The following is an 18,337-nucleotide window of genomic DNA, read 5'->3' as shown; positions in this document are numbered from 1 at the left end:
GCGCCGAGTCCCGCGCCGTCCGCCCCGGCCGGTTGATCATCAGGTGCGCGGAAAGTGGTCAGGACCGGGGCCGATCCGCGCGCAGGGCCTCGGTTATCTCGGGACGGGTCAGGGCGCCGTCGGCGATCAGGACCCGGATCGTCCGGGTCAGGGGCTCGGCCGGCTTGATCGCGAGCGGGTCGGTGAAGGCCAGCGCGGCGCACACGCCGACGTACTCGGTGGTGCGGACGAACCAGCGGTCGGCGTCGGCCAGGCCGCGGAACACCAGGGTGTAGCGGTTGTCGGCGACCAGGGCCAGCCACGGGTCGGCGGAGCCGTGCGGGTGGCCGGTGGACTCGGCGAACGCCACCGCGGGGGTGGACGGGGCGCGCCAGAAGAAGCCGCCGTAACCGGCGTCGCCGGGGCGGCCGTGGGTGGCCGGGCTGCCCAGGGTGACTTCGGCCGAGGCCGGGGTGCTCAACGCGTACGCGAAGGAAAGCTCCCAGCCACGCGGCGCGGCAGTGGCCGTCATCTCGCGTCGCTCGCGCAGCAGCGGGGTGCCGTCCTGGGCCAGCCAGCTCAGGGTCTCGCGGAAGCCGCCGGGGATCGGCTCGGACGTCCGGTGCTGGATGCGGCCGTGGTCGTCGAGCCAGACATAACCCTGGTCGCGGACGTAGGTGCGGCCGCCCCACAGGTTGTGACCGTCGACATCGGACATCGTCAGGGACGCGCCCAGGTGCCACGGGTGGTCGTGGCAGAGGGCGTCGGTGACCGTTATGCCGGAGAGTGTGCGCACCGGATGCAGGTAGGGGCGCGGGGCCAGCCGGATGTCGAGGTCGGGCTCCTCCACGTACGTCGCCACGGGCACCCCCGCCACGTCGAGGGTGGTCATCGCACCGCCGCCCGGTAACCGGCGTACGCCTCGGCGAGAACCTCGGCGCCGGGGCGTGCCCAGACCTCCTCGTGGAAGACCTCCACCTCGATCCAGCCCTGGTAGCCGGCGTTGCGGACGGCGGTCGCGAACCGGCGCATGTCGATCGAGCCGGTACCGGGCAGGCCGCGGCCGAGCAGCACGCCCGCGGGCAGCGGAGTGATCCAGTCGGCCAGTTGGAAGGAGGCGATGCGGCCCTGCCGGCCGGCCTCCTCGATGCCCCGCCAGACCTGGTCGTCCCACCACAGGTGGTAGGTGTCGATCACCACGCCGACCGCGTCGGCCGGATGCGGAGCGGCGATCGCGAGAGCCTGGCCGAGCGTGGCGACCACGCACCGGTCGGCGGCGAACATCGGGTGCAGAGCTTCGATCGCGAGGCGTACGCCCGCCGCCCGCGCGTCCGGGACCAGGGCACCGATCGCGTCGGCGACATGCCGGCGGGCGCCGTCGAGGTCGCGTGACCGGCCCGGCAGACCACCGCTCACCAGCACCAGGGTGTCGGTGCCGAGCGTCGCCGCCTCGTCGATGGCGCGCCGGTTGTCGTCGTACCAGTCCTGTTCGTGGAAGAAGCCGCCGCGGCACAGCGACGAGACCGCGAGGCCGGCGTCGCGCACCAGCGCCGCCGCCTTGTCGAGGCCGTAGGCGGCGACCTCCTCGCGCCACAGCCCGACCGCCGGCACACCGGCCCGGACGCACCCGGCCACCAGCTCCTCGAGGGGCCAGTGCTTGGTGGTGGCCTGGTTGAGCGAGAACCGGTTCATCGGTCCAGTCCCACCGTGGTCAGCCAGGCGGCGGCCCGCGCGGCGGCCAGGTCGGCGTCGGGGAGGATGCCGGCGTCGTCGGCCAGGCGCATCAGGGTCAGCAGGTGCCGCGGGGAACGACCGGCCTGGGCGCCGCCGACCATGGTGAGGTGGTCCTGATGGCCGGCCAGCCAGTTGAGGAAGACGATGCCGGTCTTGTAGTGGTAGGTCGGCGCGGCGAACAGGTGCCTTGCCAGCGGCAGCGTCCCGGCCATGATCCGGTCGTACTCCGCGATGTCGTTCGCGTCCAACGCACGCAGCGCGGCCGCGGCGGGTGGGGCGATCACCGCGAGGACGCCCAGCAGGGCGTGCGAGAAGCCCGACGAGTCGCCCTTGATCAGGGCCGGGTAGTTGAAGTCGTCACCCGTGTACATCCGGACGCCGGCGGGCAGAGCCGCGCGCATGGCGATCTCACGGGACGCGTCCAGAAGGGACATCTTGATGCCGTCGACCTTGGCCGGCTGCGCGGCGATGATGTCGAGCACCACGTCGTCGCCGCCCCAGTAACCGGCGAGCAGCGGATCGAACGCCTCCCCCAGCCAGTGCAGCAACACCGGCCCGTCGGCCTGCGCCAGCAGCTCGCCGTAGACCTCCCGGTAGTCGTCGGCGTCCCGGGCCGCCGCGGCGAGATGCCGCGAACACATGAGCACCGGCTGGGCGCCGGCTTCCTGCACATCGGCCAGCTGCTCGGCGTACGCCTTCCGGATCTCGTCGATCGTCGCGGGCCCGGCCGGGAGCTGGTCGGTGGCGACGCCGGCGACGATCGGGCCGCTCGCCTCGGCGGCGCTGCGACGGATCAGTTCGCGGGTCGCCGCGTAGTCCAGGCCCGCCCCGCGCTGGGCGGTGTCCATCGCCTCGGCCACCCCGAAGCCGTGCGACCACAGGTGATGGCGGAACCGCAGGGTCGCGTCCCAGTCGAGGGCCGCCGGTGCGCCGGGGATGTTCTCGGCGTGCTGATCGGCGGTGACGGGGGCGGCGGCGTACGCGATCCGGCTCTGGAACCCGCCCTTCGGTTCGGCGAAGGAGGCGCCGTGTCCACTGAAGTTCATCGGTCGAGTTCCGGGATCTCGAGGCGGCGGCCCTCCCGCGACGACCGCAGGCCGAGCTCCGCCACCTGCACGCCGCGGGCGCCCGCCCAGAGGTCGCCCGCGTAGGGCTCGTCCTCGGCGACGTAGCGCAGGAACTGCTCCCACTGGGCGCGGAATCCGTTGGGGAAGGTGTCGTTGTCCGGCACCTCCTGCCACTGCTCGCGGAAGCGCTGGGTGGTCGGGACGTCCGGGTCCCAGACCGGCTTGGGCGTGGCCGCGCGCGGCTGGATCCGGCAGTGGTGCAGGCCGGCGACCGCGCTGCCCTGGGTGCCGTCCACCTGGAACTCGACGAGCTCCTCGCGGTTGACCCGCACCGCCCACGACGAGTTGATCTGGGCGATGATGCCGCCGTCGAGCTCGAAGATCCCGTACGCGGCGTCGTCGGCGGTGGCGTCGTAGGCCGCACCCTCCTCGTCCCACCGCTTCTCGATGTGGGTCGCCGCCCGGGCCGTCACCGTGCGCACCGGGCCGAAGAGCTGCTCGAGGACGTAGTGCCAGTGCGGGAACATGTCGAGGACGATGCCTCCGCCGTCGGCCGCCCGGTAGTTCCAGCTCGGCCGTTGCGCCGCCTGCCAGTCGCCCTCGAAGACCCAGTAGCCGAACTCGCCGCGGACGCTGAGCACCTGCCCGAAGAAGCCGGACCGGACCAGCCGGGCCAGCTTGCGCAGACCGGGCAGATAGAGCTTGTCCTGCACCACACCGTGCTTCACGCCGGCCGCGTCGGCGAGGCGGGCCAGGTCGATCGCCTGTTCCAGGGTCTCCGCGACCGGCTTCTCGGTATAGATGTGCTTACCCGCGTCGATCGCCATCTGCAGCGCCTTGACCCGCGCCGAGGTGACCTGGGCGTCGAAGTAGACCTGCACGTCGGGCCGGGCGAGGGCGGCGGGCAGGTCGGTGGTCCAGTCGGTGAGGCCGTGCCGCTCGGCGATGTCGCGCAGCTTGGCCTCGCTGCGGCCGACCAGCACCGGCTCGGGCCAGAGCACCGACCCGTCACTCAGCGGCAGGCCGCCGTCCTGGCGGATGGCGAGAACCGAGCGGAGCAGGTGCTGACGCAGCCCCATCCGTCCGGTGACGCCGTTGAGCACGATTCCGATATTTGTCCGGCCCATCGTTGGCGGTCCTCCCACAAACCCCTAGGTAAGCGCTTTCCTAGACCGTAATGGGCGTGCCACCACCCAGGCAAGACCGGCGCCGGTATCCTCCCCGGTCATGGCCACCTTGGCGGATGTCGCACGTCATGCGGGAGTCTCGACCGCGACCGCATCGAGAATCATCAACGGCAGCCCGAAACCGGTGGCGGACGCGTTGCGTACCCGCGTCCTGGCCGCGGTGGCCGAACTCAAGTATGTGCCGAACGCCCACGCCCAGATGCTGGCCAGGTCCCACCGCTCGGCCGTCGGCGTGATCGTCCACGATGTGTCCGACCCGTACTTCGCCGAGATCACCCGAGGCCTCCAGCGGGTGGCCACCGCCGACGGCCGCCTCGTGATCATCTGCAACAGCTTCCGCGAACCCGACCGCGAACTCGAGTACATCGACCTCCTGCACGCCCACCAGGTGGCCGCCATCGTGATCGCCGGTTCCGGCTACCTCGACCCCGCCACCGCCGCCCGGCTCGACGACCGCCTCCGGGCCTTCGAGGCCACCGGCGGCCGGATCGCCGTGATCGGCCGCCACGAGCACACCGGCGACGCCGTGCTCCCCGACAACGAGCAGGGCGGTTACCTGGCCGGTTCGCACCTGCTCGAACTGGGCCACACCGAGATCGCCGTGCTCACCGGCCCCACCCCGTTGACGACCACCTTCGACCGCCTCAAGGGCCTGCAACGCGCAGCCCGTAAATTCGGCGCCCGCATCCCCGCCGCCCGCATCCACGCCGCCGACTTCACCCGCGACGGCGGCGAAGCGGTGGCCGCCCAGCTCCTGGCCGAACACCCGTCCGTGACAGCGATCGCCGCCCTGAACGACTCGATGGCCGTCGGCACCCTGGCCGCCCTGCGCGCCACCCCCGACCGCCGGGTCGCCGTGATCGGCTTCGACGACATGCCGATCGCCCGCGACGTGACACCCGCCCTGACCTCGGTCCGACTCCCCCTGACCGAACTCGGCGAACGGGCGATGACCCTCGCCTTGGGCACGGCCGGCGACGCTCCGCGCGTGGAACGGGTCAAGGTCGAGCTGATCGTCCGGCAAAGCACCTGGCCACGCTGACCCGGCACCGACACCCGACGTTCCGCCGGCACCCACTACGCCCCGGAGGCGAGGCCCGGCGAGGCCCTTTTCCTTGGGAATGGGGCCTCGCAGTGCTCCGGAGACCCCCTTTTCCAGGAAATGCGCCGGTCGGGTCCGGCACTGTCGGGCAAGAACGGCTTCGTGCGTCAGCACACCAACCGCACGATTCCCGGTACGCCGCCCCACCCGCCGATCAAGCCCCCGACCGGCAGACCGACCGCGCGCCGCCTTCGGACCGACCCCGCCCGGCCGGTGGGCCGACTCGTCCGGCCGACAAACCGACCCCGCCCGGCCGGCGGACGGGAAGGGATTTCCGGGCCGGCGGCATTGACGCATGGCGATGGATACCCCTAACGTGCGCAGGAAAGGGCTTTCCTTAGGAGTTTCGATGCGCCGTCGAAGGTTTCTCGAACTAGCCGGCGGCGGGGCTGCCGGTGCCGTGTTCACTGCCACCGTCGTCTCGCCCGCCCAGGCCGCTCCCGCTCGGGCGACTCCCGCGCCGTTCGCGACCGTCGCGGCCGACGGCAGCGGGGATTTCGCCTCGATCCAGGCCGCGGTCGACGCGGTTCCGGACGGGAACACCGAGCCCCGCACGATCGCCGTCAAACCTGGCACCTATCTGGGACAGGTGAAGATACCGTCGTCCAAGCCGTTCATCACGATCAGCGGACTCGGGCACTCCGCCGACGCCGTGGTGATCGCCGACGACCGGGCCAACGGGACGCCGAAGCCCGACGGCAGCGGCACCTGGGGCACGTCCGGGAGCGCGTCGGTGACCGTCGACGGGGCCGGCTTCCGGGCCCGCAACCTCACCTTCGCCAACCTGTTCGACGAGGCGGGCCACCCGGAGATCACCTCCCGGCAGGCGGTCGCCGTTCTCACCCGCGCCGACAAGCTCGTCTTCGACCGGGTGCGGTTCCTCGCCAACCAGGACACGCTCTATGTCAACAGCAGCGCCGCCGGGGTGGTCGCCCGCTCGTACTTCCGCAGCTGCTACGTCGAGGGCGACGTCGATTTCATCTTCGGGCGCGGCACCGCCGTCTTCGACGGCTGCCGGATCCACTCGCTCGATCGAGGAACGAGCCCCAACGGGTACGTGACCGCGCCGAGCACCGACCTCACCAATCCGTACGGGCTGCTGTTCAGCCGGTGCATGCTCACCTCGGACGCACCGGCCGGGACCGTCTACCTCGGACGGCCGTGGCATCCCAGCAACGACCCGAACGCGGTCGGCCAGACGATCGTGCGGGACTCCTGGATCGGGTCGCACGTCGGAGCCGCCGCGTGGTCGGACTTCGGGACGTGGCCGTGGGTGGACGCCCGCTTCGGCGAGCACCACAACCGGGGCCCGGGTGCCGTCGTCTCCGCCGACCGGCCGCAACTGACCGCCGAGGAGGCTCGCGCCTACACTGTCGCCGCATTCCTGCGTGGGTCGGACGGCTGGCGACCGCAGTCCCGCCGGTAATAGGCAACAAAGCTTGAGGTCTTTCGAGGAGTAATAGTCGTACAAGTTTTACATCTTTCAGCCGAACGGGTGGTGGCCGCCGGCGCGCACTGATTCCACACTGGCCGGGTGATGACTCAGACACCGGTCCGGCCGTCCCCGCGGCGGCCGGGCTTCCGGCCGCCGGCGGACTCCCCCGCGACGGCGGTGCTCGCGACCACGAGGGTCGAGGCGAAGGTCGCGGTGGACAGCGAGTGCGAGTCTGATTACAGCCCGTGCGTTCCGATCGCCGGTGATGTCGCCTGCGCGGACGGAAGCGGCAACGGACCGGTGGACGTGGCGGTACCGGTGACGGAGGTGGCTGTCGTGAACGTGTGGAACGACGAACCGGAGAACCCGTCGATGACGGACGTCCGCCTGTTCCTCGACGACTACCCGGAGACGTTCGAGCACGGCAAGCTGCCCTCGCTGGTCTGGAACGACGAGCAGGGCTGGCGCAACGACCGCCCGTCGCGGTTCGTCAGCGCGCTGCGCAACGCCCTGCGCCGCGTTTGAGCCGTTGCGCCGTTCGGGCATGCTGATCTCACCTATCGGTGGGAGGCGAAGTGCACGCACAGGACTACATATCGGCGATCATCTTCGGTGCGCTGATCGGCGTGGTGGCCCGGATCCTGCTGCCGGGCCGTCAGCAGATCGGCATCATCCTGACGGTGCTGATCGGCATGGGTGCGGCGGTGGCCGGCACCTGGGCGGCGGACCGCTGGGACTGGCACAGCACGCACACCTTCGAGGTCACCGGCCGCAGTTTCGACTGGCTGGTGGTGGGCGTGCAGGTGGGCATCGCGGTGGTCGGGGTCGCCCTGGCCGCGTTGCTGGTCAAGGCGTTCTCCACCGACCGCGTCCGCGATTAGCCGCGGATCCATTCGAGGGCCGCGACGGCGGTGGCCGGCAGGACCGAGATGTGGCCTTCGCCCTCGGCCGGGCGCAGGGCCGAGCCGGGGATGCGCGCAGCCAGCCACGAGCCGTGGGCGGCCGGGACGACCAGGTCGGCGGTGCCGTGCACGAGCAGGGCGCGGGCGGTGATGGTGGCCGGGTCGAAGCCCCACGGGTTCACATAGCTGAGGTCGTCGTCGATCAGCGGACCGGGGCCCGCCGCCATGGCCGGTCCCACCACGCTGCCGAACCAGCCCCACTCCCCGTCGAGGGCCGCCCAGTCGGCCGGCTGGAAGTCGGGGGCGGTGTCGCCGGCCGCCTTCTCGTGAGCCTCCTTCGCCTCGCGACCGGCGGCGGCCGCTCGCAGGGTGGCCTCGCCGGCCGGGCCCATGCCGCCGAACCAGTCGAGCCCGGCCGCGTCGAACGGGGCCGGTGACGAGACCACCGCGGCCGCCGTGACCCGGTCGGGCAGCAGGCTTGCGCAGGCCAGCGCGCACGGGCCGCCGCCCGAGTGGCTCATCACCGCGAACCGGCCCACGCCGAGCGCGTCGGCCACGGCAGCCGCGTCGGCGGCGGCGGACGCCACGTCCCGGCCCTGGTGTGGGGTCGAGCCACCGTAGCCGGGGCGGTCGTAGCCGATGAACCGGATGCCGAGGTGGTCGGCCGCGGCGAACAGGGGCGCGGGCGGCGAACCGATGTTCGGGGTGCCGTGATGCCACATGACGACCAGGTCGCCGGCGCCGCGGGAGTAGGTGTGCAGCGTCCGGCCGTCAGCCGCCCGGACGTCGGTCTCGGTCACCATCCCCGCAGCCTACGGCGGGCGGGGCCGGCACCGGGGGGACGGCCGGGCGCGTTCCGACAATGATCCGCCCGGCAGCCGATGGGCGGCCGGGCGGACCCCCGATGGGTCATCTGGTCGGCGACGGGCTGGTCAGCGGGAAGCCGGGAACGGGCTTGGTCTTGCCGCCGGTGGGGGCGACGGCGAACCACTTGCCGTTCACGCCCTGCCCGTTGATGTCGCCGGTCTTCTTGTCGCCGGCGAAGTAGTAGACCGGCCAGCCGTTGATCGTCACCTGGCAATGGCCGTCGGCGCGTTCGACGTACCCGATGATTTTCGGGTCGAGGCCGGCGGGGAAGATCTTGCCCGGGGATTTGATGAGCAGCGGGGGCCAGGCGGTCGCGCATTCGCCGTTACAGGTCGACTTCGGCGGTTTCGCATCGTCGTTGTCGAAACGGTAGAGCGTGCGGCCGGCACCGTCGCTCACATAGGTGCCGATCTGCTCGTTCTCGGTCGCGTTCAGCTCGACGATATTGCTGCCCTTGGTCTTGTCGGCATCGGGCTCGATGTCCTTGTCGGACGGGCCGCTGAAGATCTTCACCCATTTCTGGGTCTTCGCGACCGTGGGTTTCACGATTTCGTTCTCGGCTTTCTGCGCCCCCACCCCGGCGAGCCCACCAGGCCCGGACGCGGACGGCGGGGCGTCGACGGTGCGGGTCTCGGCCACCGGGAGCCGCGCGGCGATACTGTCGCTCGGCGTTTCCGACTGGCTGCCGCAGGCCGTCAGGAAGGTCAGTCCGCCGAGTGCCACCACTACCATTGTCGTCCTGAGTGTCGTCATGACTGCCTCCCCTTCGCTGGTGTCATCCACACGACGGCAAGGCCGGAGCGGTTCACCCCGCGTGCCACTTTCCCAAGATCTTTGATCCAGCCGGGCGACCTGCACGTATCACTGGTAGCCGCAGCACAGTACGTTCGTCGATATCGGACCGGATTCGGCGCCGCCAAGTGCCGCGGAAAAAGAGAGACGCGATGCCGTCGAACAGGAGCAGACCCCGCCGGGAGGTGGCTGATGAGGCACTGGTCAGATCGTTGTTCCAGGAGCACGGACGAGCCATGCTCGCCTACGCGACGCAACTGACCCGCGACCGGGCCGCCGCCGAGGACGTCGTCCAGGAGGCGCTGGTGCGGGCGTGGCGACATCCCGACAGCCTGGACAGCGGCAAGGGATCGGTGCGCGGCTGGCTGCTCACGGTCGTCCGCAACATCGTGCTGGATCAGATCCGGGCGCGAAATCGCCGGCCGCCGGAGGTACGCGAGTCACCCCCGGACGCGGCGACCGTCGACGATCACGCCGATCGGGTGATCAATTCGATGGTGGTGGTCGACGCGCTCAGCACGCTCTCCGACGAGCACCGGGCCGTACTCGAGCAGGTCTACCTGCGCGGCAGCTCGGTCAGCGAGGCAGCCGAGGCGCTCGGCATCCCGCCGGGAACGGTCAAATCCCGGTCCTACTACGCATTGCGGGCCCTACGCGAGGCCGGCGGCAGAGAACGGTTGGCATCATGAGCACGCCCGAGAGCACGAACCCGACCAACGACCACGTCGACATGGCCGGCTACCTGATGGAGATGCTCACCCCCGGCGAGAAGCGCCGCGCGGACGGTCATCTGACGAGTTGCGCCGACTGCCGCGACGAGATCGAGTCGCTGCGGGAATGGTCGAGCGCGCTGCGCGACATCCCCGACGAGATGTTGCTCGACGGCCCGCCCGAGGACGCCGACCTGCTGCTGCAGCGCACGCTGCGCCAGGTCCGGCAGGAGTCGAACGGCGGCCGCACCCGCCGCTTCGCCGTGCTGGCGACGGCCGCGGCGGCGATCGTCGTGGTCGCGGTGGGCGGCGGGGTCCTTCTCGGCCGGGGTACGGCTCCGTCCGGTACGCCGCAGGCCCAGGCGACCACCACCTCGTCGGTCCCGGCCGGCACCCGGGTCCTGGCGGCGGTCGACCCGCAGACCGGCGCCCGGCTGAACGCGACCGTGACACCCGCGGCCGGCTGGGTGCGGGTGAGCGCCACCGTGGCCGGCGTCCCCGCCGGCGAGCGCTGCCGCCTCGAGGTCGTCGGCAAGGACGGCGAGCCGGTCCTGGCCGGCAGCTGGCTGGTGTCGGCCGCCGGCGAGACCAACGGCACCCCGCTCAGCGGCAGCGCCCTGATCGACCCGGCTCAGGTGGCCGCCGTCCGGGTCGTCAACATGGCCGGAAAGCAGTACGTCGCCGCCGTCGTCTGAGCGTGCAGAATCGACCTACCTGAATGAGAGAGGTCGATCATGAATCGCATCAGTCGTCGTCTGGCCGTGCTCCTCGCGGTGGTGCTCGTCGTCGTCGGGGCCGCCGCGGGGGCGTCCGCGGCCACCGCCCTGCACTTCGGCTTCAAGAAGGTCCGCAGCGGCCTGCCCAGCGGCATCGCACACTTCCAACTGACAAGCACCGACGTGCGGGCCGGCCGCCCCATCCCGGCCCGCTTCTGGGGCTGCGACGACGCCGGACTGTCGCCCCAGCTGTCCTGGCGGGGTGCCCCGGCCGGCACGAAGAGCTTCGCCGTGCAGCTCTTCGACCCGGACGCGCCGACCGGCAGCGGCTTCTGGCACTGGACCGCCTGGGACCTCCCGGCGTCGACGACGTCCCTGCCCACCGCCGCCGTGCTTCCGGCCGGCGCGGTGAACGGCAGGAACGACGGTGGCGGCGTCGGCTACACCGGCCCGTGCCCGCCCGCCGGCGACATCACCCACCACTACGTCTTCACGGTGGTGGCGCTGAGCGTCCCGAGCCTCGAACTGCCCGCCGACACCTCGGCCGCGGTCGTCGGTTTCGTGGTCGGGCACAACGCGCTCGGCTCGGCGACGTTCACGGCGACGGCCCAGCAGTAGAGGCCGCGGCGGCGGACTCGAGCTAGGCGAAGGCGGTCAGGGCGTGGGCCAGGATGTCCTTCGCCGCCAGGACGTCGCACTCGGCCATCTGCAGTGGCCCGCCCGTCTCGGTCAGGCGGGCGGTCTCGGCGGTGCCCGCGTAATAGGGGGCGAACCCCAGCTCGCGGATCAGCCGGGTCGCGGTGCGGCGGGCCACCGGCTCGTCGGTGCAGACGAACTCGGCCAGGAGCGGGTCGTGGCCGCGCCGGCGGGCGAGCACGCTTGCCGGGAGGGTGTTGAAGGCCTTAGCCCAGTGCGCCTCGGGCGCCCACTCCATGAGCGTCTCCAGGCCGCTGCGGCCGTCGGGCGTCGCCTCGCCGGGGTTGGTGGCGTCGATGACCACCTTGCCGGCGAGGGCGCCGTTGGTCAGTTCGATCGCCTCGTGGGCCGACTCCCACGGCGGGGCGAAGAGCACCGCCTCGGCGTAGGTGGCGGCGTCCTCCACCGGCATGGCCAGCACGTGGTCGCCCAGGCGGCCGGCCATGTCGAGCAGCTCTTGCGGGTGCCGCGAGGCGATGGCCACGTCGTGGCCGCTCTGCGCGCACCATTCGGCCAGGGTCGCGCCGAGCTGTCCTGCTCCGATGACGCCGATGTGCATGGCCTCATCGTGCCGATTCGCCCACCCGCCGGGTGGGCGAATCGGGAAATACCGACTAACGGCCCAGGTGCCGGATTCCGGCACCCGCGGCGACGACGGCGGGGACCAGCGCGGTGGGGTCAACCCGAGCACGCAGTACGGGTGTCCAGCCGGCGTCCGCGGCGAGGTCGGGGTCGTAGGCCGCGTTGTAGGCGGCCACCAGGTCGACCGGGACCGGGCGGCGGCCGGAGACCTGTACGAGCGAGCCGAGGACCGTGGCCTTCGTACCCTTCCAATAGTGCAGGATGTCGGCGGCCGGGACGTCCGCGCTGAGCTTGAAGTAGTTGTTCTCGGCGTAGATCGACGACTCGAAGCCGACGCCGAGCGAGTACTGGTAGCCCTCGTCGGTCGCCACGTACAGGTTGTCGTAGACGTCGACCTGACCGAACCGCACTCGCGGCGCCCGCTGGAACACATTGTTGAAGCGGTTGTGGTGCACCGTCACCCGCAGCTTGCCGACGTCGACGCCGGGCGTGTCGGTCGAGCCGATGAGCATCGTCTTGTCGTGGTCGTAGTAGTCGTTGTACGACACCGTGACCAGGTCCGAGCCCTTGATGATGTCGCTCGCCCCGTCGTGCACCTGGTAGGGCCGGCCGAAGTGGAGCGGCTGGTCCTCGTCGTGGTTGTTGCCGTCGCTGAACGTGTTGTGGTCGATCCACACGTTCGTGGCGCCGGACAGCGACACCAGGTCGTAGAGCGAGTTCCAGTTACCTGTCGAGCCGTCGGTCGGGTCCCAGGCCGGGAAGCAGTCGGCGGCGTCGGTGAGCTCGAGGTTGCGCACGATGACGTTGCTGACGTTGGTCAGCACGAGGCTGCCGTGGCTGAGGCGGCCGCCGTTGATGCCGATGATCGTGGTGTTGCTGCCGACGATCGCCTTGATCTGGTCGCCCTGCCGTTTCGCGGAGCGGACCCGCGCGTCCTCGAGGGCGCCGCTCGGCTTGGCCGCTCTGCCCCACACCGCCGGGTCGTAGGCGGCCAGGAAGCCGGGCAGGTCGTAGCCGGGGTCGGCGAGGGCGGAGCAGGACTGCCCCGCCATCATGTCGATCCGCCCGCTCACGTAGACGATCTTGGCGGCGTCACCGGCGACGGCGGCGACCAGCTCGTCGCGGTCGTGGACCACGGAAACGGCGGCGGCGGCCGAACCACCGGTGGTGCCGGGACCGGCGGCGGCCCACCCGTCGTCGGCCGGGAGGGTCTGCCGGCCGAGAGCCAAGGCCCCGGCGGACACCACGGAGGCATCCGCCGGGGCGGCGCCCGCCAGTCCCAGCGCGGCGACAGCGATGAGGACAGCGGCGGTGGAAAGATTCTTCTTGAGCATGGCAAACCTCTCAGGAAAGCGCTTGCCGGGCTACCGTCACACGGAGATCGCTCCTAGTCAATGGATGCGGTGAGGCAGATTTTTTGCAGCGAAGAACTCCGATGCGGGCCGGAGTCGAACGGATGTCGAGCCGCGCCTTTCCACGGGTGCCTCGGATCATTAACCTGAGCTGAATTCATCTTTGGTTGGAGGCCGGCTGTGGGATCGCTTGACGGATTCGCCCCCGAGTTCGAGGTCGGGGTATCCACCGCCTCCTATCAGATCGAGGGCGCCGCCGCCGACGACGGGCGGGGGGCGTCGATCTGGGACACGTTCTCGCACACCCCCGGCCGGACCCTCGGCGGGGACACCGGCGACGTGGCCTGCGATCACTACCACCGCTGGGCGGGCGACCTCGACCTGATCCGGGATCTCGGTGTACACGCGTACCGTTTCTCGATCGCCTGGCCGCGCGTCCAGCCGGCCGGGACCGGCCGGCCCCATTCCCTCGGCCTCGCCTTCTACGACCGGCTGGTCGACGGCCTGCTCGAGCGCGGGATCGCGCCGGTGCCGACGCTCTTCCACTGGGACCTGCCGCAGGCCCTCGAGGATCAGGGTGGGTGGCTGAGCCGGGAGACCTCCTATCGCTTCGCCGAGTACGCGGGGATCGTCGCGGACAAGCTCGGTGACCGCGTCCGGCGGTGGATCACGCTGAACGAGCCGATCGTGCACATGGCCCAGGGCTACGCGTTCGGTTCGCACGCACCCGGGCGCGCCCTCGGTTTCGAGGCCCTGCCGGTCGCGCACCACCAACTGCTCGGGCACGGGCTCGCGGTGGCCGCCCTGCGTTCCCGCGGCGCCGCCCAAGTCATGATCACCAACAACTGCACGCCGGTCTGGGCCGCCTCCTCGGCGGCGGCGGACCGGACCGCGGCCGCGATCTACGACAGCTTCCACAACCGGCTGTTCAACGACCCGGTGCTGACCGGGAAATATCCGGACCAGCTCGGCGCCCTGCTCGAACCGGTGATCCAGGACGGCGACCTGGCCGTCATCGGCGCCCGGCTCGACGCGCTCGGCATCAACTACTACAACCCCACCCGGATCGGCGCGCCCACCCAGTCGGAGCTGCCGTTCGACATGCGGCCGGTCGAGGGTTACCCGACCACGGAGTTCGGCTGGCCGGTCGTGCCGGACGGACTGCACGAGCTGCTCACCGGGCTGCGGGCGACCTACGGCGCCGACCTGCCGCCGATCTACATCACCGAGAACGGCTGCTCGGCGCCGGACGGGACGGCCGACCGGTTCCGGATCGACTATCTCGACAGCCACCTCGGCGCGGTCAGGCGCGCCGTCGCCGACGGGGTCGACGTGCGCGGCTACTACGTCTGGTCGCTGCTGGACAACTTCGAGTGGGCCGAGGGCTACAGCCAGCGGTTCGGTCTGGTGCGGGTGGACTTCGAGACGCAGGAGCGGACGCCCAAGGATTCCTACCGGTGGCTTGCCGCGGCCCTGAAATGACCCGCATCCGCTCGTTCCCCGGGATTTCCCGGGACGGTGTCGGATCGGCCGGATCCTGTTCGTAGCGTAGGTGAGCGCGGACACCGGTCCGGCCGAGCGAAGGAGTCACCATGCCCCAGTACCTCATCTACTTCAACCAGCAGTGGGTGGGTGACCACAGCGCGGAGTGGTTCGCCGAGCGCGGCCCGCTCGCCGAGGCGGCCGTCGAGGAGATCAAGGCCGCCGGCGCCTATGTCTTCGCCGGCGGCCTCGAGCAGGACACCCCGATCTTCAGTGCCGACGCCACGAGCGGCACGGTGCTGTTCACCGACGGTCCCTACGTCGAGACCAAGGAACACCTGGGCGGGATGACCATCGTGAACGTGCCCGACGACGAGACCGCCCGGATGTGGGCCGGCAAGCTCGCCGTGGCGTGCGGCTGGCCCCAGGAGGTCCGCCGGATCGTGTGACCTACCGGCTGTAGGCCTCCAGTTCGTATATCGAGATGCCGTAGGAGGTCGCCCGGGTCTGGCCGGTCAGGCGCAGATACCGGGCGGTCGCCGGGGCGAAGGTCACGGTGTCGAGGCCGCCGTTCCCGGCGGTCACGGCGGCGCGCTGGGTCCAGGTGGTGCCGTCGGCCGAGCTTTCGATCCGGTACGCGGTCGCGTACGCCGCCTCCCAGCGCACGTTCACCCGGGCCACCGTTCTCGAGGCGCCGAGGTCGACCGTGATCGACTGGTTGTCCGCGGACGAGCTGGCCCACCGGGTGGTGTTGTTGCCGTCGACCGCGTTCTTGGCCGGATAACCGCTCTGCGTGCTGGAGGCGGTGGCCGGCCGGGCGGCGGCCAGGTTGCTGACGTCGTCGCCCCGCCTGGCCGGGAACGACACCACCTGCTGGTAGGTCGGCCGGTTCTGCCAGGCGATCAGGCCGTGCTTGATCCCGCCGAGCGGCGACTGCAGGATCGCGTCGGCGCACCACTGGTCGCCGGCCGAGCAGTGGTCGTCACCGGGGTAGGTGGTGGCCCCCGGCTCGGCGAGGGCGGCGGACAGGCTGCTCAGCAGGGCGCCGCGGCACGTGCCGAGCACACCGCCGCCGCAGAACTTCGTCGGCCAGCCCGGCACGCTGTCGCCCAGGGTGGCGCGCAGGTCCTTGTCGAGGTAACCCCACCAGCCGTACTGGAAGGCCGAGCCCTTGTGCGCCTGGGACTCGTTCGCGCTGGTCGGCAACGACGACGCGGGGCCGGTCTGGCCACCCGACGGCGACTCGTTGATCTGCAGGGCGTCGACCACCGACTGGAACAGCCCGCCGCCCATCCCGGACTGGAAGGCCGCGACGACAAGCTTCGGCCACCACGCGTCGAAGATCCGGATCGCGTCGGCGTTCGCGTAAACCTTGCTGCCGGCCGTGGTCTCCTGCCGGTGGGCGCCCGCCGCGAGCCAGGCGCGCAGCTCGGCCAGCGCGGCGGCCTGCGCCGAGTCGGTGCCGGTGGCGGTGTCGATGACCCGGAGCAGGACCGGGAGCACCTCGGTGCCGCGCAGATCGGTGGTGGCCGCCGACTCGACGACCTTGACCAGCGAGGCCCGGTCATATCGGGTGCCGGCCGCGATTCCCGCCTTGATCGGCTTGTCCAGCAGGTCGGCGCGGTGCACCGAGCCGAAGCTGAAGTTGCCGTCGGCCGCACCGTAGTCCTTCGCCTGCTTGTTGTTCCAGCTGACCATGTAGTCCTGGTCGACGGCCTGCGGGTGGGCGGCGGCGGGCTGGTAGGCCGCCACGTTGGTGTCCGGGTTCCAGCCGGTCCACTCGTACGCCGGCTCGGCCTTGACCGGCAGGTTCGGGTCCACCGTGGACGGCCGTAGCGGCTGGCTGCCGGAGGTGAACATGGCCGTCTCGGCCGAGTTGACGTAGAACCAGTTGAACGCGAACGCGATGTTCGACGCCGAGTTCTTGAACGCGGCCGCCGTGCTCATCTGGTCGGGCTCGTTGAACATCTGGAAGCCGATCGCCGAATCCGCCTCGTGCCGGTAGGTCGAGCGCAGGCTGGTGAACGCGGTCGGCACGCCGCCGACCAGGCCGCGCCAGGTGACCAGGCCGTACTTGGTGCGCTGCACGGTGAGGCGGTAGGAACCGGCCGCGGTGGAGTCGGCGGTGGTCGGCTTCCACGAGTTCGTCCGGGTCAGCGGCTCCATCGGCAGGCAGGTGCCGTGATAGAGGTAGCCGGTCGAGGCAAGGCCGGCGGCACTGCCGTCGGTGTTGCACAACTTCGCGGCGAAGGTGTCGGTGATGTCCTGGAGCGACGAGGTGGCGCTCCAGGAGTAGTCGGGGCCGCGGCCGATCAGGGTGTAGAGGTTGAGGCCGCTGAACGCGATGCCCCGGCTGCTGATCCCGGGGCCCTGCAGCTCCTGCACCATGAGCAGCTGGGGCGCGAAGTAGCCGGTCTGCGGGCCGAACACGGCGACCGGGTGGCCGGTGGCCGAGTTGGCGGCCGAGACGACCGCCGCGTTCGACATGCCGCGGTGGGCCGAGCCGACCGTCAGCGTGCTCAGCGAGTCGGCGATCTCGCTCCGGCCGGCGGCCGCCCCGGAAGCCGCCGAGCCGGTCCGGTCGAACACGATCGGCTCCGAGGTCGCGGTGCCGGCGTCCGGCATGGCCACGCCGGCGGCGCCGGGATCACCCGCCGAGTACGGGAACGACTGTCCGTTGTGCAGAGTCAGCACCGTCTCCGGGTCGTTCTGCTGCCGGAACTGCTGCCACACCTGGTCACCGACGGTGTTGCCGTACTTGGCCCGGGACGCGATGCGCACCAGCGCGGACTGCATCTCGGTGCCGCCGCCCCCGCCGAACAGACCGCCGATCACGCCCCCGATGGCGATCAGGTCGGTCATCCCGAAGTCCTCGGGACCGCCCGCGTTGGTGATCGCGTCGAGGTGCCCGGTCAGGACGTACTCGCCGGGACAGTCGCGCGCCGCCATGCAGTCGTCGATGTACTTGTTGATGCCCTCGATGTAGCTGCGTACATCGGTGTAGAGCTGCGCGCCCCGCGTACCCGAGGTCCGCAGGCCGTCGATCTGGGTCTGCAGATCGGTTTCGGTGTACGGGGAGTTGCGCCAGACACTCTGCTCGAGATCCCGGTTGCCGGCCGCGCCGCCCGCGAACGAGGTGAGCGTCCCCTTCGCGACGTGTCGCATCAGGTCCATCAGGAACAGGCGATCCTGCGCGCCCGCATAGCCGGCTCCGTACATCAGACCGGCTCGGGTGGTGCCGGTGACGTGCGGGATGCCGTACTGCTTGTCGCGCACGATCGTCACGTCGGAACGGGGCGACTTGGTGCTCTCGACGTCGGCCGGGGCCACCCCGTACGAGCTGTCGTTGAAGAACGTGTTGATCTGGTCGCCGGTCAGGCCGGTGTAGTCGTACGCGAGGTTGCCGTACTTCTGGAGCTGATCGTCGGCGTGCGGCGGCTGGGTGCCGAAGGCCTGGTTGGCGAGCACCTGAACGAGGTCGGCGTCGCCGTTCTGCCCCGGCGGCAGGATGTCGGAGCATTGGCCGAGGCAGTAGTCGTTGACGGCGTAGGCCGCCCGGGCGGGGGTCGAGGTGCTCGGAGCGATCGCCGCCGCGGTCACGATCGCGGCGACGACCAGGGTGCTCAACAGAGGACGGCGTCGGCGCACGGTGGATTCCCTTCGGGGAACGCAAACGCGAAAGAAGTTCATAGATGTTAAAACTTCGATGGTTTGCGCACCAGGGTTTCGTTACC

Annotated in this window: 18 protein-coding genes; 9 read left to right on the top strand and 9 right to left on the bottom strand. The window is 70.9% G+C overall.

The features are described 5' to 3' along the window. Positions 1-58 precede the first annotated feature (58 nt). Genes Afe05nite_RS35705 through Afe05nite_RS35690 form a run of 4 tightly spaced genes read right to left on the bottom strand, consistent with a single transcriptional unit; the run spans position 59 to position 3,907 of the window. On the bottom strand, positions 59-871 hold the full coding sequence (locus tag Afe05nite_RS35705; protein WP_203821717.1) for a DUF6807 domain-containing protein: 813 nt from the start codon (positions 869-871) through the stop codon (positions 59-61). Continuing rightward, positions 868-1,671, bottom strand: a complete 804-nt coding sequence (locus Afe05nite_RS35700; RefSeq protein WP_203821716.1) for a sugar phosphate isomerase/epimerase family protein — start codon at positions 1,669-1,671, stop codon at positions 868-870. Before Afe05nite_RS35700 ends, Afe05nite_RS35705 begins: the two co-directional genes overlap by 4 nt. After that, positions 1,668-2,759, bottom strand: coding sequence for a DUF993 family protein (locus Afe05nite_RS35695; RefSeq protein ID WP_203821715.1), 1,092 nt, complete (start codon positions 2,757-2,759; stop codon positions 1,668-1,670). The genes Afe05nite_RS35700 and Afe05nite_RS35695 overlap by 4 nt, the downstream gene beginning before the upstream one ends. Next, positions 2,756-3,907, bottom strand: coding sequence for a Gfo/Idh/MocA family protein (locus Afe05nite_RS35690; RefSeq protein ID WP_203821714.1), 1,152 nt, complete (start codon positions 3,905-3,907; stop codon positions 2,756-2,758). Before Afe05nite_RS35690 ends, Afe05nite_RS35695 begins: the two co-directional genes overlap by 4 nt. Positions 3,908-4,007: 100 nt before the next feature. Here Afe05nite_RS35690 and Afe05nite_RS35685 point away from each other — a divergent pair, with 100 nt between their 5' ends. The 4 genes from Afe05nite_RS35685 (at position 4,008) to Afe05nite_RS35670 (ending at position 7,385) form a co-directional block, all read left to right on the top strand. Beyond that, entirely contained in the window at positions 4,008-5,009 is a 1,002-nt protein-coding gene (locus Afe05nite_RS35685; RefSeq protein WP_203821713.1) for a LacI family DNA-binding transcriptional regulator, read from the top strand. A 409-nt stretch (positions 5,010-5,418) separates the two neighbouring features. Continuing rightward, positions 5,419-6,495, top strand: coding sequence for a pectinesterase family protein (locus Afe05nite_RS35680; RefSeq protein WP_203821712.1), 1,077 nt, complete (start codon positions 5,419-5,421; stop codon positions 6,493-6,495). A gap of 111 nt (positions 6,496-6,606) precedes the next feature. Then, on the top strand, positions 6,607-7,029 hold the full coding sequence (locus tag Afe05nite_RS35675) for a hypothetical protein (protein WP_203821711.1): 423 nt from the start codon (positions 6,607-6,609) through the stop codon (positions 7,027-7,029). Between the two features lie 50 nt (positions 7,030-7,079). Further along, positions 7,080-7,385, top strand: coding sequence for a GlsB/YeaQ/YmgE family stress response membrane protein (locus Afe05nite_RS35670; RefSeq protein WP_203821710.1), 306 nt, complete (start codon positions 7,080-7,082; stop codon positions 7,383-7,385). Here the strand turns inward: Afe05nite_RS35670 and Afe05nite_RS35665 are convergent. Together Afe05nite_RS35665 and Afe05nite_RS35660 are read right to left on the bottom strand one after the other, a co-directional pair. Next, on the bottom strand, positions 7,382-8,209 hold the full coding sequence (locus tag Afe05nite_RS35665; RefSeq protein ID WP_239118446.1) for an alpha/beta fold hydrolase: 828 nt from the start codon (positions 8,207-8,209) through the stop codon (positions 7,382-7,384). The genes Afe05nite_RS35670 and Afe05nite_RS35665 overlap by 4 nt on opposite strands. A gap of 106 nt (positions 8,210-8,315) precedes the next feature. Next, the gene (locus tag Afe05nite_RS35660) at positions 8,316-9,056 is read right to left on the bottom strand and encodes a hypothetical protein (protein WP_239118445.1); all 741 of its coding nucleotides are present in this window, start codon (positions 9,054-9,056) and stop codon (positions 8,316-8,318) included. A 161-nt stretch (positions 9,057-9,217) separates the two neighbouring features. Here Afe05nite_RS35660 and Afe05nite_RS35655 point away from each other — a divergent pair, with 161 nt between their 5' ends. Genes Afe05nite_RS35655 through Afe05nite_RS35645 form a run of 3 tightly spaced genes read left to right on the top strand, consistent with a single transcriptional unit; the run spans position 9,218 to position 11,109 of the window. Next, positions 9,218-9,754 (top strand): sigma-70 family RNA polymerase sigma factor, encoded by a 537-nt coding sequence (locus tag Afe05nite_RS35655; RefSeq protein ID WP_203821709.1) that lies wholly within the window; start codon positions 9,218-9,220, stop codon positions 9,752-9,754. Next, entirely contained in the window at positions 9,751-10,470 is a 720-nt protein-coding gene (locus Afe05nite_RS35650; protein ID WP_203821708.1) for an anti-sigma factor, read from the top strand. The genes Afe05nite_RS35655 and Afe05nite_RS35650 overlap by 4 nt, the downstream gene beginning before the upstream one ends. 39 nt (positions 10,471-10,509) lie before the next feature. Then, the gene (locus Afe05nite_RS35645) at positions 10,510-11,109 is read left to right on the top strand and encodes a YbhB/YbcL family Raf kinase inhibitor-like protein (RefSeq protein WP_203821707.1); all 600 of its coding nucleotides are present in this window, start codon (positions 10,510-10,512) and stop codon (positions 11,107-11,109) included. 22 nt (positions 11,110-11,131) lie between these two features. Here Afe05nite_RS35645 and Afe05nite_RS35640 read toward each other — a convergent pair whose 3' ends face one another. Then, positions 11,132-11,746, bottom strand: a complete 615-nt coding sequence (locus Afe05nite_RS35640; RefSeq protein ID WP_203821706.1) for an NADPH-dependent F420 reductase — start codon at positions 11,744-11,746, stop codon at positions 11,132-11,134. Between the two features lie 55 nt (positions 11,747-11,801). After that, positions 11,802-13,103, bottom strand: coding sequence for a pectate lyase family protein (locus Afe05nite_RS35635; RefSeq protein ID WP_203821705.1), 1,302 nt, complete (start codon positions 13,101-13,103; stop codon positions 11,802-11,804). A gap of 198 nt (positions 13,104-13,301) precedes the next feature. Here Afe05nite_RS35635 and Afe05nite_RS35630 point away from each other — a divergent pair, with 198 nt between their 5' ends. Together Afe05nite_RS35630 and Afe05nite_RS35625 are read left to right on the top strand one after the other, a co-directional pair. Next, positions 13,302-14,603 (top strand): GH1 family beta-glucosidase, encoded by a 1,302-nt coding sequence (locus Afe05nite_RS35630; RefSeq protein ID WP_203821704.1) that lies wholly within the window; start codon positions 13,302-13,304, stop codon positions 14,601-14,603. A 110-nt stretch (positions 14,604-14,713) separates the two neighbouring features. Beyond that, positions 14,714-15,052: a YciI family protein gene (locus Afe05nite_RS35625; protein WP_203821703.1), complete on the top strand. Its 339-nt coding sequence runs from the start codon at positions 14,714-14,716 to the stop codon at positions 15,050-15,052. A gap of 1 nt (position 15,053) precedes the next feature. Here the strand turns inward: Afe05nite_RS35625 and Afe05nite_RS35620 are convergent, their stop codons facing one another. Continuing rightward, positions 15,054-18,293, bottom strand: coding sequence for a penicillin acylase family protein (locus Afe05nite_RS35620; protein WP_203821702.1), 3,240 nt, complete (start codon positions 18,291-18,293; stop codon positions 15,054-15,056). Positions 18,294-18,337: the final 44 nt, after the last annotated feature.

Origin of the sequence: Paractinoplanes ferrugineus, from assembly GCF_016862195.1 — a bacterium.
GTDB lineage: Bacteria > Actinomycetota > Actinomycetes > Mycobacteriales > Micromonosporaceae > Actinoplanes > Actinoplanes ferrugineus.
Note: the sequence above shows the minus strand (reverse complement) of the source record. Positions and strands in the feature narration are given on the sequence as shown.

What these genes read in the sequence shown, in the direction of transcription:
- Afe05nite_RS35705 (WP_203821717.1), bottom strand. Translation starts at nt 871, where the DNA reads ATGACCACCCTCGACGTGGCGGGGGTGCCCGTGGCGACGTACGTGGAG.
- Afe05nite_RS35650 (WP_203821708.1), top strand. Translation starts at nt 9,751, where the DNA reads ATGAGCACGCCCGAGAGCACGAACCCGACCAACGACCACGTCGACATG.
- Afe05nite_RS35695 (WP_203821715.1), bottom strand. Translation starts at nt 2,759, where the DNA reads ATGAACTTCAGTGGACACGGCGCCTCCTTCGCCGAACCGAAGGGCGGG.
- Afe05nite_RS35665 (WP_239118446.1), bottom strand. Translation starts at nt 8,209, where the DNA reads ATGGTGACCGAGACCGACGTCCGGGCGGCTGACGGCCGGACGCTGCAC.
- Afe05nite_RS35620 (WP_203821702.1), bottom strand. Translation starts at nt 18,293, where the DNA reads ATGAACTTCTTTCGCGTTTGCGTTCCCCGAAGGGAATCCACCGTGCGC.
- Afe05nite_RS35680 (WP_203821712.1), top strand. Translation starts at nt 5,419, where the DNA reads ATGCGCCGTCGAAGGTTTCTCGAACTAGCCGGCGGCGGGGCTGCCGGT.
- Afe05nite_RS35700 (WP_203821716.1), bottom strand. Translation starts at nt 1,671, where the DNA reads ATGAACCGGTTCTCGCTCAACCAGGCCACCACCAAGCACTGGCCCCTC.
- Afe05nite_RS35625 (WP_203821703.1), top strand. Translation starts at nt 14,714, where the DNA reads ATGCCCCAGTACCTCATCTACTTCAACCAGCAGTGGGTGGGTGACCAC.
- Afe05nite_RS35675 (WP_203821711.1), top strand. Translation starts at nt 6,607, where the DNA reads ATGACTCAGACACCGGTCCGGCCGTCCCCGCGGCGGCCGGGCTTCCGG.
- Afe05nite_RS35635 (WP_203821705.1), bottom strand. Translation starts at nt 13,103, where the DNA reads ATGCTCAAGAAGAATCTTTCCACCGCCGCTGTCCTCATCGCTGTCGCC.
- Afe05nite_RS35640 (WP_203821706.1), bottom strand. Translation starts at nt 11,746, where the DNA reads ATGCACATCGGCGTCATCGGAGCAGGACAGCTCGGCGCGACCCTGGCC.
- Afe05nite_RS35655 (WP_203821709.1), top strand. Translation starts at nt 9,218, where the DNA reads ATGCCGTCGAACAGGAGCAGACCCCGCCGGGAGGTGGCTGATGAGGCA.
- Afe05nite_RS35685 (WP_203821713.1), top strand. Translation starts at nt 4,008, where the DNA reads ATGGCCACCTTGGCGGATGTCGCACGTCATGCGGGAGTCTCGACCGCG.
- Afe05nite_RS35690 (WP_203821714.1), bottom strand. Translation starts at nt 3,907, where the DNA reads ATGGGCCGGACAAATATCGGAATCGTGCTCAACGGCGTCACCGGACGG.
- Afe05nite_RS35645 (WP_203821707.1), top strand. Translation starts at nt 10,510, where the DNA reads ATGAATCGCATCAGTCGTCGTCTGGCCGTGCTCCTCGCGGTGGTGCTC.